The 14,353-nt window shown below is 69.8% G+C and carries 12 protein-coding genes and 1 pseudogene; 11 read left to right on the plus strand and 2 right to left on the minus strand.

Annotated features, from left to right (window positions below; genetic code table 11):
- Positions 1 to 28: 28 nt before the first annotated feature.
- From ACYVKX_RS09515 to ACYVKX_RS09545, 7 genes are all read left to right on the plus strand, one after another.
- Entirely contained in the window at positions 29 to 1,603 is a 1,575-nt protein-coding gene (locus tag ACYVKX_RS09515; RefSeq protein ID WP_460831261.1) for an amidase, read from the plus strand.
- 4 nt (positions 1,604 to 1,607) lie between these two features.
- Positions 1,608 to 3,260, plus strand: a complete 1,653-nt coding sequence (locus ACYVKX_RS09520; RefSeq protein ID WP_460831263.1) for an ABC transporter substrate-binding protein — start codon at positions 1,608 to 1,610, stop codon at positions 3,258 to 3,260.
- 106 nt (positions 3,261 to 3,366) lie between these two features.
- Positions 3,367 to 4,377 carry an ABC transporter permease gene (locus ACYVKX_RS09525; protein WP_460831266.1) on the plus strand — a complete coding sequence of 337 codons (1,011 nt, stop codon included), beginning with the start codon at positions 3,367 to 3,369 and terminating at the stop codon, positions 4,375 to 4,377.
- A complete protein-coding gene (locus ACYVKX_RS09530) occupies positions 4,374 to 5,234 on the plus strand; it encodes an ABC transporter permease (protein ID WP_460831270.1) in 861 nt (286 codons plus the stop codon). Before ACYVKX_RS09525 ends, ACYVKX_RS09530 begins: the two co-directional genes overlap by 4 nt.
- The gene (locus tag ACYVKX_RS09535) at positions 5,231 to 6,232 is read left to right on the plus strand and encodes an ABC transporter ATP-binding protein (protein WP_460831273.1); all 1,002 of its coding nucleotides are present in this window, start codon (positions 5,231 to 5,233) and stop codon (positions 6,230 to 6,232) included. The genes ACYVKX_RS09530 and ACYVKX_RS09535 overlap by 4 nt, the downstream gene beginning before the upstream one ends.
- Positions 6,222 to 7,082 (plus strand): ABC transporter ATP-binding protein, encoded by an 861-nt coding sequence (locus tag ACYVKX_RS09540; RefSeq protein WP_460831275.1) that lies wholly within the window; start codon positions 6,222 to 6,224, stop codon positions 7,080 to 7,082. The genes ACYVKX_RS09535 and ACYVKX_RS09540 overlap by 11 nt, the downstream gene beginning before the upstream one ends.
- A gap of 34 nt (positions 7,083 to 7,116) precedes the next feature.
- Positions 7,117 to 7,617: a DUF3237 domain-containing protein gene (locus ACYVKX_RS09545; protein ID WP_460831278.1), complete on the plus strand. Its 501-nt coding sequence runs from the start codon at positions 7,117 to 7,119 to the stop codon at positions 7,615 to 7,617.
- Between the two features lie 79 nt (positions 7,618 to 7,696).
- On the opposite strand, the gene ACYVKX_RS09550 is transcribed toward ACYVKX_RS09545, so the two are convergent.
- Entirely contained in the window at positions 7,697 to 9,403 is a 1,707-nt protein-coding gene (locus tag ACYVKX_RS09550; protein ID WP_460831280.1) for an amidohydrolase, read from the minus strand.
- Between the two features lie 137 nt (positions 9,404 to 9,540).
- Here ACYVKX_RS09550 and ACYVKX_RS09555 point away from each other — a divergent pair, with 137 nt between their 5' ends.
- Entirely contained in the window at positions 9,541 to 10,677 is a 1,137-nt protein-coding gene (locus tag ACYVKX_RS09555) for a serine hydrolase domain-containing protein (protein WP_460831282.1), read from the plus strand.
- Positions 10,678 to 10,728: 51 nt separating this feature from the next.
- Here the strand turns inward: ACYVKX_RS09555 and ACYVKX_RS09560 are convergent, their stop codons facing one another.
- The gene (locus ACYVKX_RS09560) at positions 10,729 to 11,178 is read right to left on the minus strand and encodes a MarR family winged helix-turn-helix transcriptional regulator (protein ID WP_460831284.1); all 450 of its coding nucleotides are present in this window, start codon (positions 11,176 to 11,178) and stop codon (positions 10,729 to 10,731) included.
- 205 nt (positions 11,179 to 11,383) lie between these two features.
- Between ACYVKX_RS09560 and ACYVKX_RS09565 the strand changes: the two genes are divergently transcribed.
- The 3 genes and pseudogenes from ACYVKX_RS09565 to ACYVKX_RS09575 form a co-directional block, all read left to right on the plus strand.
- Positions 11,384 to 12,154 carry a MoaF C-terminal domain-containing protein gene (locus ACYVKX_RS09565; RefSeq protein ID WP_460831286.1) on the plus strand — a complete coding sequence of 257 codons (771 nt, stop codon included), beginning with the start codon at positions 11,384 to 11,386 and terminating at the stop codon, positions 12,152 to 12,154.
- 255 nt (positions 12,155 to 12,409) lie between these two features.
- Positions 12,410 to 13,744 carry an aminotransferase family protein gene (locus tag ACYVKX_RS09570; RefSeq protein WP_460831288.1) on the plus strand — a complete coding sequence of 445 codons (1,335 nt, stop codon included), beginning with the start codon at positions 12,410 to 12,412 and terminating at the stop codon, positions 13,742 to 13,744.
- Between the two features lie 147 nt (positions 13,745 to 13,891).
- Positions 13,892 to 14,191: pseudogene (locus ACYVKX_RS09575) on the plus strand (AAA family ATPase); the annotation flags it as partial.
- Between the last annotated feature and the right edge of the window lie 162 nt (positions 14,192 to 14,353).

The following is a 14,353-nucleotide window of genomic DNA, read 5'->3' on the forward strand; positions in this document are numbered from 1 at the left end:
TGGGTGCGGAACGAGAGGCTGAGCGGTGATGACTGACGGTTCGTCGAAGCGCGGGAGCGAGCGCACGGACGATACCTGCTACCTCAGCGCGTCGCAGGCGCGCGCGTTGTTCTCGACGCGGGAGCTCTCGCCGGTCGAACTGCTCACGGCGCTGATCGAGCGGGCCGAGGCCACCGAGCCGGTGGTCAACGCGTTGTGCCACACCGACTACGAGCGTGCGATGGATGCGGCCCGGGACGCGGAGCGGAGGTACGCCGGCAAGGGCGGCCGGGTCAGGCCCCTGGAGGGCCTCGCGGTTGCGGTCAAGGAGGACACGCCGATCGAGGGCTGGCCGTGGACGAACGGGTCGGTGTTGATGCGCGACGAGGTCGCGGGCCACACGTCGGTGATGGTGCAGCGGATCCTGGATGCGGGAGGGATCGTGCACGCTCAGTCCACGAGTGCGGAGTTCGGCGCCGCGCCGTTCACCCGGTCGCTCCTGTGGGGGGTGACCCGCAACCCGTGGAGTCCGGCGTTCGCGGCCGGTGGCTCCTCAGGCGGAGCCGGTGCTGCCCTGGCGTCCGGCGTCACGACCCTGGCGACGGGCAGCGACATCGCGGGATCGGTGCGGATTCCCGCGTCGTTCTGCGGGGTCGTCGGGTTCAAGCCGCCCTACGGCAGGGTGCCGGTCGACCCGCCGTGGAACGTGGACACCTTCATGCACTACGGGCCGATGGGCCGCACGGTGGAGGACGTCCGGCTGCTCCAGAACGTGATCGCCGGGCCCAGCCCGACCGACATCGTCTCGCTCCGCCCGAGGTACGTGATCCCCGAGCTCCCCGACTCGGTCCGCGGCCTGCGGATCGCGATGTCCGAGGACCTGGGCAGCTATGACGTGGACTCGCAGATCCGTGCGAACACCCGCGCGGTGGCCGACCTCCTGCGCGACGCGGGCGCGGCGGTGGACTCCGTCGAGCTCCACATCGACCGCGACCAGGTCAACCGCGCGCTCGCGCTGGCGGTGGTGACCAGCGGTCAGGGTCTCACCGACACGCCGGACGCGGAGCTCCTCTCTCCCTACATCCCCGTCGGGATGGCACGGAAGGTCGACGAGGCGGCCGGTGGCACGGTCGCCGACCTGCAGCAGCTCCGGGTCGACCTGTACCGCCCCGTGGCCGAGGTGCTCGAGCGCTACGACGCCCTGATCTGCCCCACGGTCGCCACCACCGGGTTCGACGCCGACTCCGACTACCTGGGCGACGACGAGTACCTGATCGACGATCGCGGCTACACCGACCCTGACCTGGGCTTGATGACGATCGTGTGGAACGTCTTGAGCCAGGCCCCATGTCTGGCCGTGCCCTCCGGCGTCGCGGCCAACGGTGTGCCCACCGGGATCCAGATCGTAGGACCCACCTACGACGACCAGGTCGTCTTCCGGGTCGGTGCAGCCATCCAGCAACGCCTGGCGCTGTACGGACCGGGACGGCAGCACCCCCCACTGACCACCCGCTCCAGCGACGTCCCCCGGCCCGTTGAAGCCGTTCAACCGTGCGATCGGGGCCGGCGGGGCTCGGCCGACGAAGAGTCCAGCGCACCCGCGCGGCCACGAAACAAGGAGTAGAGACATGAGAAGCCGTCCGGTCCTCAAGATCAAGATGGGCGTGGCAGTCGCAGCGGCTGCGGCGCTGGCGCTCTCGGCCTGCTCGTCGGGCAGGGAGCCCGGCTCCCTGCCCGACGCCAACGCCGACCTGCAGGACACCACGCCCAAGGCGACCGCCGACTACGGGTCGATCACCTGGGCGAACTACCGGGCACCCACCACCCTGGATCCACTCCAGGCCGAGGACCAGCCCGAGAACGCCGTCGTCAACGCGCTCTGCGAGGGCCTGCTGATGCAGGAGCCCGACGGGAAGATCGCGCCGTGGCTCGCCGAGTCCGTGGACTACACGACCCCGACCACGATCACCGTCAAGCTCCGCGACGGCGTGACGTTCTGGGACGGGACGCCGATGACCGCACAGGACGTGGCCTACAGCCTCGACCGGGCGCGCGATGTCAAGACCGGCAGCTACTACGCCGCCCGGCTGACGTCGATCTCCAGCGTGGAGGTCGCCGGCGACAACCAGGTGGACATCCGGCTGTCCCAGCCCGACTACTGGATCGAGGGCCTCCTCGCCAACATGCCCGGCATCGTCGTGCAGAAGGCGCTGGCCGAGCGCGTCGGCAAGGCCTACGGGACGAAGGCCGAGAACGTCATGTGCACGGGGCCGTACCAGGTGGCCTCCTGGAAGGCCGGCGGCGACGTCACCATCGCGCGGAACGACTCCTACTGGGACGAGGCCAACCGCGCCAAGGTCTCGCAGATCACGTTCACGGCTGTTCCCTCGGACTCCGACCTGACCGCCGGACTGACCAGCGGCGACATCAACGGGACCTTCATCCCGGTGCTGTCGACCTACGAGCAGCTGAAGGGCACCGACAGCGTCACCGTGACGACCGGCTGGAGCCCGAACCTCGACGTCCTTCCCATCCTGGGCCTCGACGGTGTGCTCGGCGACGTCAGGGTGCGGCGAGCCCTCTCGCTGGCGATCGACCGGCAGGCGTACCTGGGTGTCGCCTATCCGGGCGGCCAGGCATCCATCCCGCGCACCTCGACCAACTCGTCCACGTGGCGGATGGACTCGGGCGCGTTCGAGAGCGTCCTCGGAGACGTCGGGCCGATGACGCAGGACCTCGCCGAGGCCAAGAAGCTGATCTCCGAGGCGGGTGCGAGCGGGGAGACGATCGTGATGGCGGCCAGCAGCGGTCTCCCCTCGACGATCTCCGCGGCGAACGCCGTCATCCAGGCCGGCAAGGCGATCGGGCTCGAGGTCGAGCTCAAGAACCTCCCCATCTCGCAGTACGTCGGCATGTTCTACGACCCCGCCGCGCGGAAGGGGATCGATCTCTACGACACGATCAGCGGGTCGAGCGTGGCCGAGCCCGGCCCGTTCCTCGCCGCGGCCGCCGTCCCAGGTGGCAGCTACAACCTCTCGAACTGGAGCAACGCGAAGGTGACCCAGCTGTTGGAGCAGGCGCGCGGCACCGCAGACGCCAGCGCGCGGGCCAAGCTCGAGGCGCAGGCGGACCGGATCGTCACCGAGCAGCTCCCATGGATCACCCTCGCCGAGCAGAACAACTCCGTGTTCATGTCGACGTCGATCACCGGAGCGCCCGCCTCGGCTGTGGGCTACCTGAACGGACCCTGGACGCGGTACCTCGGAGCTGCTGGATCGTGACAGTCCGGATCAGCCCGACGGCGAGCGCGACTCGCGGCCGAGCTCGGCACCGGCTGCGGCCGGTGCCGAGCAGGCCGTTCTCGGCGCGTGGAGACGGAGGCCCGGGGTGACCGTCGTCGTGGCCTCCGGCGGCCGCCGGAGGCCCGACCGCGCGTCGCGCCGTCTCAGTCCGATCGTGGTCTATCTCGTGCGCCGGCTCCTCCTGAGCGTCCTCACGCTGTTCGTCTCGACGTTCCTGGTGTTCTCCGCCCTCTACATCACTCCCGGCGGCCCGATCTCGGCACTGTCGAAGGGGCGCACGCTCTCACCTGAGCTCATCGCCCAGCTCGAGCAGCAGTACCACCTCGACGATCCGTTCCTCGAGCGCTACTGGAGCTGGCTGACCGACGCCCTCCACGGGAACCTCGGTACCTCTCTCATGTACCAGGACAGCGTCGGCACCATCATCGGCCAGCGCGTGGGAGTCACGTTCACGCTGATCGCGTACTCCAGTCTCCTGATCGTTCTCTTCGGGGTGGGGACCGGCGTCGTCGCCGGCCTGCGTCGAGGGGCCGTGGACGGCGCGATCCTCGCCCTGACCTCGTTCCTCGTCGCCGTCCCCGGCTACGTGAGCGCGCTCGTCCTCCTCGACCTGTTCGCGATCCAGCTCGGGTGGTTCCCGACGCTGGGAGCAGGGCAGGGATTCGTCGACCAGATCTGGCACCTGACCCTGCCCTCGGTCGCCCTCGCGCTCGCGAGCCTGGCGCTGGTCAGTCGGGTGACCCGAGCGGCCGTGCGGGCCGAGGTGGACCACGAGCACGTCCAGACCGCCGTCAGCCGTGGGATTCCCTACCGGACGGTGGTACGACGCCACGTGTTCCGGAACGCGACGATCCCCGTCACCACCGTCGTCGGCATCACGGTGCCGACGCTGCTGGCGATCACCGCCATCGTCGAGCAGGCGTTCAGCCTCAACGGCCTGGGGTCCGCACTCGTCCAGGCCGCGTCGTACAACGACTTCCCGGTCGTCCAGGGGATCAGCCTCATCTACGTGCTCGCGTTCGTCACCGCGAACACCCTCGTCGACGTCTTCTACGGCCTCCTCGATCCACGGATAAGAGTTGGGAGTGCCCGATGAGTGCGTCCTTCGAGCTGACGACGGCACCGGTCGTACGGCGGCTCGGCCTGCACACGGGCCGAGTGGTGCCCGTGGTGTGCGGGCTGATCGTCGTGCTCATGGTGCTGCTCGCCCTCTTCGGTCCGCTGCTCGCCCCCTACGATCCGACCGCGCCCGACCAGAGCTTCGCCTACGTGGGCTCGATACCCGGTCACCCGCTCGGCTTCGACGGTCAGGGGCGCGACCTCGTGAGCCGGCTCCTCGCCGGTGCGCGTACGGCGGTCCTGGCGCCCGCTGTCATCGCCGTCTCGGCGGTCACGGCGGGCTCGATCCTGGCCGTGGTCGCGGCGTGGGCGGGCGGATGGTTCGATGCGATCATCTCCTCCGCTCTCGACCTGGCCTTGTCGTTCCCCGGGATGCTGCTGGCGATCCTCGCGGCGGCGATCTTCGGCTCCGGGGTGACTGCCCCCGTCATCGCCCTCGCGCTCGCCTACTCGCCGTACGTCGCCCGGGTCGTGCGGTCCGCGGCCATGCGGGAGCGCGCACGCGACTACGTGGTCGCGTGCGAGCTCCAGGGACTGTCGGCGGTCACGATCTGCCTACGGCATCTGGTACCCAACATCGCCCCGGTCGTCGTCGCCCAGGGGACGCTGGTGTTCGGCTACGCCATCGCCGACTTCGCGGCGGTGTCCTACCTCGGACTCGGGGTGCAACCCCCCGCACCGGACTGGGGCGCGATGGTCGCGGACGGGCAGGTCGGACTGCTGCAGGGCTACCCGATGGAGTCCCTGGCCGCCGGCACGCTCATCGTCATCGTCGTCCTCGCCGTGAACATCCTGGGGGAGTGGATGGTCGACGCGAAGGAGCCGGGACGATGACCGCGCCCGTCGTCGAGGTCGACGACCTGACCGTGTCCCTCCCCATCGGGGGCGAGCACCTCGACGTACTGCGCGACGTCGAGTTCACCATCGGTGCGGGGGAGTCCCTCGGGCTCGTCGGCGAGTCGGGCTCGGGCAAGTCGATGACGGCACGGGCCGTCGGACGCCTCCTGCCTCCCGCGGCCCGGGTGACGGGATCGGTCCGGGTGCTCGGCCGCGAGGTGTGGGAGCTGCACGGCTCGGCACTGCGCCAACACCGACTCGACGTGGCAACGGTGTTCCAGGATCCGAGGGCGCACATCAATCCGGTGCGCACGGTCGGCGACTTCATGACCGAGGCACTTCGCACGCTGCGGGGCGCGGACCGCCGGTCGGCCCGGCGCCAGGCGATCGAGGCGCTGGCCGAGTTGGCGGTGAGCGACCCCGAGCGCCGGTTGCGCCAGTATCCACATGAACTCTCGGGCGGCCTGCTGCAGCGGGTGCTGATCGCCGCGATGCTGCTGACCGAGCCCAAGGTGCTGCTCGCGGACGAGCCCAGCACCGCCCTCGACGTGACGACGCAAGCCGACCTGGTCGCCATCTTGGACACCCTGAGACGTCAGCGCGGGATGTCGATGCTGTTCATCACCCACGACCTGGACCTGGCCGCCGCCATCTGCGACCGCACGGCCGTCATGTACGCCGGCCAGATTCGCGAGCTGCAGGACAGCTCGCACCTGCACACGGACCCGAGGCACCCCTACACCGCGGCGCTGGCGGCCGCGCGCCCGCCGTTGGAGAAGACCGTCGACCGGCTCCCGGCGGTGCCCGGGCGCCCACTCAGCGCGTACGAGGCGCCGGCGGGCTGTGCCTTCGCCCCGCGCTGCCCCTTCGCCACCGATGCCTGTCGGCACGACCCGATCCCGCCGGAGACGATCGCCGGCGCCATGGTGCGGTGCGTCCGTGCGCACGAGATCCGCGATCAGCTGCAAGACCTGGAGGCTCCCCGTGGCCGATGACCTGGCCGATGACCTGGCCGATGGGCCTGTCCTGGAGGTCGTCGGCGTCAGCAAGCGGTTCGGCCAGGTCGTCGCGGTGGAGGGTGTCGACCTCGAGCTGTCGCGGCACGGTTCGCTGGGGATCGTCGGCGAGTCGGGCTCCGGCAAGACGACGCTGGCGAACATGATCATCGGACGCCTCGAGCCGACGGCCGGGTCGATCAGGGCATGCGGGCGAGACCGGACCGCCCGGGCCAGGTCGGCCTCGGAACGGCGGCGGCGCGCCCGCGAGGTCCAGTTGGTGTTCCAGGATCCGTACGCCTCGCTCGATCCCAGGTACACCGCCGAGGAGGCCATCGTCGAGGTCCTTCGCCTGCACCGATCGGAGGTCTCCAAGGCGGACCGCGCTCGGCGGACCGGAGAGCTGTGCGACCTGGTGGGACTGGACACCCGCCAGCGCAGCACCGTCCCGGCCGCCCTGTCGGGCGGGCAGCGGCAGCGCATCGCCATCGCACGGGCGTTGGCGGCAGCGCCGGAGGTGGTGATCCTCGACGAGGCCGTCGCAGCGCTCGACGTGTCGATCCAGGCGCAGGTGCTCAACCTGCTCAACGACATCAGGGCCGAGCTCGGGACCTCCTTCGTGCTGATCAGTCACGACCTCGCGGTGGTCCGCTATCTCACCGAGGACGTCGTGGTGATGAGGCAGGGTCGCGTCGTCGAGCGGGGCCGCACGGCCGACGTCCTGCAGAACCCTCGGCACGAGTACACACAGCTGCTGCGCGACAGCGTCCCGCGCCCGGGTTGGAGGCCCGTGCACTCGTCGGTGAGCTCGAGCGAGGGCGGCTCCCCGAGCCCGCTTGCCGAGGGATAGCCCACCCGCCGCGCCCACATCAGGAGGAACGCCCATGTCGATCCGCCTCACCGATCCTCGCCTCACCTTCGCCTTCGAGGTCCGAGTCCTCGTCGGCGAGCCCTTCCAGATCGGCAGGGACCCGCGCTACGAGCACTGGTTCACGCCGATCACCGGCGGCACGGTCTCCGGTCCACGGCTCAGCGGCGAGGTGCTCCCCTACGGAGGCGACTGGTGGTCGGTCGGCTCGGCGGGCGACCTCGTCCTCGACGCCCGCTACTTCCTGCGGACCGACGACGCCGCGATCATCGACATTCGGAATCCGGGTCGATTCACCCCTCCGGAGGGCTTCGCGGCGGACGGCTCGGCGGACGGCTCGGCGGACGCGCCGGCCGACCCCGCGGACCACTGGGGTGAGGCGTTCCCGGTCTTCGACACCGCGTCCCCCGAGTACAAGTGGTTGACGACGTCCCACTTCGTGGGGCGTGGTCACGACGACGACGGGACGGTCCATCTGAGGTTCTTCACCCTCGAGTACAGCTGCCGGTTCGACTGACCCGTCGGTACGCCGTCGCGGCGGATCCCGTCCGGCAGGCCAGGTCGACAGCGGTGGTGGCGACACGCGTCGGAGGCGCTCAGGCGCGCGGTGCCCCGCCATGGACGGGCCAGGACCCGGCGACGACCCGACCCTCGAAGACGACCGTTGCGGGCCTGATCCGACTCACCGCGTCCCGGTCCGCCGCGAAGAGGTCCTCGGTGAGGACGACGAGGTTCGCGGCCTTCCCCTCCTCGATCGAGCCCGCCCGATCCTCGAGGCGGAGTTGGCGAGCACCGTCGATCGTGTAGCCCCGCACGAGCAGCTCGAGCGGGAGCGCCGAGGACGGGCTCGGGCGCACGCTTCCGGGGTGGCGCCCCGGGTCCAGGGGGTACTGGGGATCGACGCGCGTGTGCGCCACCTGCATGCCCAGGAAGGGGTCGGCGCGCTCGAGTTCGTAGGTGGTCACGACGTCGCTGGAGAACGTCACGACGGCTCCGCTGTCGGCGATCTCGTTGAACGCGTACATGCGGCGCCAACGCTGGTCGCCCAGGTGTGCCCGCGACTCCTCGCCGAAGTATCCGCCCGACCAGTGGGTCGTCCAGTTGACGATCACGCCGAGCTCGGCTGGTCGTGACATGTCGGCCGGGTCGACGAGCTCGCAGTGGGCGAACGTCACCTGGATCCGCCACGGCCCACCACCGGCGGCAGCCCTCGACCGGGCCGACTGCACCGCGTCGCATCCGACCCGGAAGGCCCGGTCGCCGACCATGTGGATGTGGACGTCGACATCCGAGTCGTTGCACAGCAACAGGCAGTCGGTCAGCTCCTCGACGTCCATCTGGATCGCTCCGAGGCTCTCGTCGTCGCGGTCGTCGGCGAGCGGGGCGAGCACGGCGCTGTTGCCGCTCTCGTTCGTCCCGTCGAGGAACAGCTTGACGGTCCTGACGCGGACCTGGTCGCTGCCGTAGCGCGACTGATAGCGGCGCACGGTCGCGATCGCCTCGGGGAGGTCGTGGCGAGTCCGGAAGCGGCAGGCGCCCTCGTAGGACAGGTGGAGGTCGCCGTCGGCGTCGAGTCGAGCGACGGCGCGGATCGCCTCCTCGTCGGGGATGAGGGCATCGAAGAGGGCCGTGACTCCGTGCTCGGTCATGAAGTCGAAGAACGGCTTGATGCTCTCGGCGGTCACGGACTCGTCGGGACGCCACCCGAGCTCGTCGTACAACTTGTCGATGAAGTGGGTGTGGACACCCTCGTAGAGCAGGCCCGTCGGCTCTCCGCGGTCGTCGCGGCCGAACATCTCCAGGCCGGGCACGGGGTCGGGTGTGTCCCTGTCGACGCCCATCAGCTCGAGCATCCTGGAGTTGACCCAGTGGGCGTGCTCGCTGAAGTCCTGACACAGGACGGGCCGGTCGGCGATGGCACGGTCGAGCAGCTCCTTGGCCGGGCCGACGTCGCCGAGGAGGGTGCTCGGGTAGTACTCGAAGTAGAGGAACGGCACCTCCGTCGCGGGATGCGCCTCGCCGTACGAGCCGATGAAGTCGAGGATCTCCTCGACGTCGTCGGTCCACGGCAGCCGGACGTGCCAGCGGCTCTTGGCGACGGCGGCCGGATGGGTGTGCGAGTCGACGAGGCCCGGCAGGACCATGCCGCCCTGCAGGTCGTGGACGAGACGGGCGTGGTCGTCGGGCAGGTCCGCCCGGCGACCGACGAAGGCGAAGCGTCCGTCGCGGACGGCGACCGTGTCGGCCCAGGGTTGCCGGGCGTTCGAGGTGTACACCCTGGCGTTGGCGAGTACGAAGTCCACGGCGTGCTCCGGTCGGGCTCGATCAGGTCGGGCGGGTGATCGAGATGTGCGGGGCGGTGCTCGGCCGGGCGCCATCTCTACCGTAGTATCAGGTTACCTGCTACTCCCACGCAACCCGATCGGGACGGAAGAGGACGATGACCGGATTCGCCAGCCTGAGCCTGTTCAGGGGAGCCTCCCAGGTGGACAACTTCTGCCGGATGGCCGAGTTGCTGCCTTCGGTGGCGATGGCCCCCTCGACCCGTCCCCGGCCGTGGCGGAGCGGCTCGCCGATCGAAGCGCCGGCCGCGTTCGCCTTCCAGGGTCGTGATCGGTCCTTCGAGGAGACGTTCACGAGCACCGAGACCGCGGCCCTGCTGTTGCTGCACCGCGGCGAGGTCCGCCACGAGCGGTACGCGCTGACGGGCGGGCCCGGGGTGCAGTGGATCTCGATGTCGGTGGCCAAGAGCTTCGTCTCAGCGCTCGTGGGCATCGCCATCGCCGAGGGGCACATCGGAGGCGTCGAGGACCCGATCAGCGACTACATCGTGGTCCAGCCCGGTTCGGCGTACGACGGTGTGCGGATCCGCGACGTCCTGCAGATGTCGTCAGGTGCACGATGGAACGAGGACTACAGCGACCGCTCCTCCGACGCCTTCGGCCTCGCCGCCGTCATGGCGGGGCAGGGCACGCTCGAGGAGTTCGTGTCGTCGATGAGCCCGGACCTGGCGCCCGGCACGGTGTGCAGATACAACTCCGGCGACACCCAGGCGCTCGGCCTGATGCTCGTCCGGGCGACCGGACGGTCCCTGGCGGACTACATGCAGGAGCGGCTGTGCGAGCCGTTGGGCTTCACGTCGCCGGGCGCATGGATCACCGACCGCTCCGGGGAGGCGGGGGCGTTCGCGTTCCTGACCCTGACCGCACGGGACTACGCGCGGCTCGGCGAGCTGTATCGCAACGGCGGCCGAGTCGGCGAGCTGCAGGTCGTTCCCGAGCAGTGGGTCGTCGACTCGATCGCCGACTCGGCGCCGCCCCAGGAGGACGAGCCCGGAGCAGACGGATCCCCGCCACTCGGCTACGGCTATCAGTGGTGGATCCCGCGGGGGCCGGACGGGGAGTTCACCGCCGTCGGCGTGTACAACCAGTTCGTGTACGTCGACCCTTCGCGCGAGGTCGTGGTCGTGAAGCTCAGCGCCAACCGTGCCTATGGGACCTCGGCCGAGGAGGCCGACAACCGCGAGGGCGAGACGATCGAGTTCCTCAGGGCGCTCGCCCGGCGGGTCGACCGGTAGCAGCGAGCCGACCGGGCGGGCGTGCGCCCGGTCGCCGTCGGACCTGTCGCGTCAGAGCCCGGCGCCGAGGTTGCGGACGCAGGTGCGCAGGAGCCCGAGCAACCTGTCCCGGTCGGCGTCGGTGATGCCCTCGAGCATCCGGGCCTCGAGATCCTCGACCGCACGGTCGCACCGCGAGAGGAGCCGGCGTCCCTTGCCGGTGAGGCGCGCCTGGAGGATCCGCTGGTGGTGGGGGTCGGTGCGACGCGTGATCAGCTCCTGCTCGAGGAGGACGGCGACGATCTCGTTCATCGCCTGTGGCGTCACCAACGCCCGCCTCGCGAGTTGCGCGCTGGACAGGCCCGGTCGCTCCCGCAGCACCGACAGCGTCGTGTACGCCGGGAGGCTCAGATCGAACTGCGCCAAGAGCCTGCGGAGCTCGCGACGCAGGACGTGGTCGAGCCGTCCGACCACGTAGCCGGCCCGGGGTGTCCTCTCGCTCGCGTCGGCGGGGGTCGTCATGGGCGGAAACCTACCTGCGTGACCGCGAGGTGGCACGCCATCTGAATCGCAGGCTACTTGACATTGGTCGCGCGGTCTCACTACGTTGCTCCTCGCGCCGGCCGGCGCGGTCGTCGTCAGCAGACCTTCGTGGTCGTCCAGGAGGTACATGTGCACGCGAGGCGTCCCGCTCTCGTGGCGGGAGTGTGAACGAATGCCAGCCGACATGTCGAACCCGCCTCCCGAGAACGATGCGCCGACGGCAAGAGCCGCGAGTGCCCTCCTCCCCGGTCCGCACGCCGGCGGACTGACCGAGAATCGCCTGCCGTCGACCGCAGACCTCGACGGACGAGCCTGCCGAGCCCTGGACCAGGACGACCCGTGGTCGGTGTCCTTCGACTCCGGGGTCGCGACGTGGGCCCTCGCCATCGGAGAGGGAGCCGATCGGTACGACGCCGTGCGAGTCGCACCCGAGAAGTACCTGGTCGACGTGTGGCTGCGCAGCAGCAGCGACCTCCTGGCGCTGACGCTCCTGCTCGACCTCGACCGGGGCACCTACCTGCGGGTCGACTCGATCTGCCGACCGGAGTCGACGCCCGTGGTCGTCGACCAGGAGTTCTTCGCGGGCCGCCTCGAGGGGCACTCGTCGGTGGAGGAGCACGAGGTCCCCGAAGAGACAGACGCTCTCGAAGGCATGAGCTTGACGACCTCCTACAACGACGAGTTCGTCTTCGAGCACGAGTATCTCGACGGGCTGTGCAGGTGGCACTGCGTACGAGGCGAGGCGCCGGGGAGCCGGGACGCCGACCCCGCGACCTTCTGGGCGATCGGCGACGACCAGTACCTGATCGGCTTCCGCGAGCGCGTCATCCACTGCGCCTCCGTCTTCGTCATGGACCTCAGGGCCCTCCGCTGCACGGGCAAGTACCTCGCGCTGGAGAACGGCGTCGCCCAGAACGGGGCGCTTGGCTCGGTGCTCAGTCTCAGTACGTATTGAGGTACCCGTCGAGAGGCGGTCACGCGGCTCGGCCTGGCCCGGCGTGGGGGCCGCCCCTGCTGACCGGTTCCCACACCTCGGTACCCGAGCTCAGTACACGTACTCAGTACGTGTATCCAGGGCTGATCTCGATCGGCTGCCGATCCGGGCGATCAGCCCGATATCCCTCGGACGAGGGCTGGTGGGCGGGCATGCGTGGTCCCTAACGTTGCCGATCACTTCCTTCCGTCCAACGCGCAAGCCAACGGAGTTCCCATGACTACGACCAAGTCGGCAGTATCGCTCGCCGAGCGTGATCGGACAGCACTGATCCACCCCCACCGCGGCCCCGGCTCCGAGAGCGTGTTCCTACAACGTGGGCGGGGATGCATCGTGACCGACGCCGACGGTCGCGACTATCTGGACTGCACCGGCGGAGGGCTGTGGGCGAACCTCATCGGGCACGGACGCGCCGAGCTCTCACGGGCCGCCGCCGAGGCGATGGAGCGGCTGGGGTTCTTCTGCAGCTTCTTCGAGTTCGGCAACGAGACGTCCGTCGCGCTCGCGGAGAAGCTCCTGCGGCTGGCCGGCGGACGCCTCGGCAAGGTGGTCTACACCAGCGGTGGATCCGAGGGCATCGAGATCGCCCTCAAGACCGCGCGGCTCGCCTTCAGCAATCAGGGGCAGGACGACCGCGCCTGGGTGCTCTCGCGCAAGCTCGGCTACCACGGCGTCGGATTCGGTGGGAGCAGTGCCACGTCATGGGACTGGCTGGGCGGGGTGGGGCCCCAGCTGGCCAAGTTCCATCATCTGACGACTCCCTGGCCCTACCACGAGGAGCTGTACCACGGGTCAGACCCGACCGACTACCTGGTCTCCGAGCTCGCGGCCACGATCGACAGGATCGGGGGCGAGCAGATCGCCGCGTTCATCGGCGAGCCGGTGATGGGGGTGGCGGGCGTCCTGGTCCCTCCCCCGGACTACTGGCCGCAGGTACAGGCGCTACTCAAGCAGCACGGGATCCTGCTCATACTCGATGAGGTTGTCACCGGATTCGGTCGGCTCGGGTCCTGGTTCGGGGCACATCACTTCGGGCTCGACCCGGACATCATCGTCACGGCCAAGGGCATGAGCAGCGGATACTTCCCGCTCGGGGCGATCCTGATGACCGACGAGGTCGGATCGGCAGTGAGCACGGGGGATCACGGTTACCCCCTGGGGTACACCTACAACGGCCACCCCACCGGCACCGCCGTCGGGCTGGCCAACCTGGACATCCTCGAGCGCGAGCAGTTGCCGCAGCGCGCGAAGTCGGTGGGGGAGTTCCTGCAGGGGGAGCTGGCGGCGCTGTCCGACCTCCCGGTCGTCGGCGACGTTCGCGGCGTCGGCCTGATGGCCGCGGTCGAGGTCGTCTCCGACCGCACCAGTCGTGCTCCGCACCCCGGCGTCGAGGACGCTGCGGCACGGCTGCGGCGCGACTTCGGTGTGATCGCCCGCCCCGGCATCGGCTCGAACCTCATCCTCTCCCCGCCGCTGGTCATCACCGAGGAGCAGATCGTCCGCTGTGTCGACGCCCTGCGCGCTGTCTTGGCCGACATGTCGTTGGCGTGAGGTTGCCGGAGACGATCGGATGAGGGGTGCGCCCGCTGCGGCACGTGGAGGCTCCTGCCCGCAGGATCAGAGCGTCGATGTCCGCTGGCCCGGGAAGAATGCGGGCCCTGACCAACTCTGATCGTGAGCGAGGAAGCCCATGGACGGATGCCCCGGTATCTGACGTCCTTCGTCGGCCGGGAACGCGAGCGCGACGCGCTGGAGTCCTTGCTGTCGACGAACCGGTTCGTGGTGGTCTTGGGCCCTGGGGGGGTCGGCAAGACCAGATTGGCGGTGACGGTCGTCGCCGACCTCGCGGACGATCTCGCGCAGCGGTCGCTCATCGTCGATGTGAGCAAGGTCGGCACTCGCGACCAACTCCTCGCGGCGATGGCCACCTCGCTCGGCATGCGCGACGGCGGCTCGACCTCGCTCGCCGAGGTCGAGCGTGCCCTCGCCGATCAGCCGACGGTGGTGGTGCTGGATGGATGCGATCTGCTCATGCCGGCGTGTGCGGAGCTCGTCCACGACGTGCTGACCGGTGTACCCGACGTGCGGTTCGTGGCGACCTCCCGTCGGGTCCTCGACGTGGAGGGCGGAGTCGTGCTGCCTCTCGGACCGCTCGCCGTG

Source organism: Nocardioides hungaricus (genome assembly GCF_054782915.1).

What these genes read in the sequence shown, in the direction of transcription:
- ACYVKX_RS09545 (WP_460831278.1), top strand. Translation starts at nt 7,117, where the DNA reads ATGTCGATCCGCCTCACCGATCCTCGCCTCACCTTCGCCTTCGAGGTC.
- ACYVKX_RS09560 (WP_460831284.1), bottom strand. Translation starts at nt 11,178, where the DNA reads ATGACGACCCCCGCCGACGCGAGCGAGAGGACACCCCGGGCCGGCTAC.
- ACYVKX_RS09535 (WP_460831273.1), top strand. Translation starts at nt 5,231, where the DNA reads ATGACCGCGCCCGTCGTCGAGGTCGACGACCTGACCGTGTCCCTCCCC.
- ACYVKX_RS09530 (WP_460831270.1), top strand. Translation starts at nt 4,374, where the DNA reads ATGAGTGCGTCCTTCGAGCTGACGACGGCACCGGTCGTACGGCGGCTC.
- ACYVKX_RS09515 (WP_460831261.1), top strand. Translation starts at nt 29, where the DNA reads ATGACTGACGGTTCGTCGAAGCGCGGGAGCGAGCGCACGGACGATACC.
- ACYVKX_RS09520 (WP_460831263.1), top strand. Translation starts at nt 1,608, where the DNA reads ATGAGAAGCCGTCCGGTCCTCAAGATCAAGATGGGCGTGGCAGTCGCA.
- ACYVKX_RS09565 (WP_460831286.1), top strand. Translation starts at nt 11,384, where the DNA reads ATGTCGAACCCGCCTCCCGAGAACGATGCGCCGACGGCAAGAGCCGCG.
- ACYVKX_RS09570 (WP_460831288.1), top strand. Translation starts at nt 12,410, where the DNA reads ATGACTACGACCAAGTCGGCAGTATCGCTCGCCGAGCGTGATCGGACA.
- ACYVKX_RS09555 (WP_460831282.1), top strand. Translation starts at nt 9,541, where the DNA reads ATGACCGGATTCGCCAGCCTGAGCCTGTTCAGGGGAGCCTCCCAGGTG.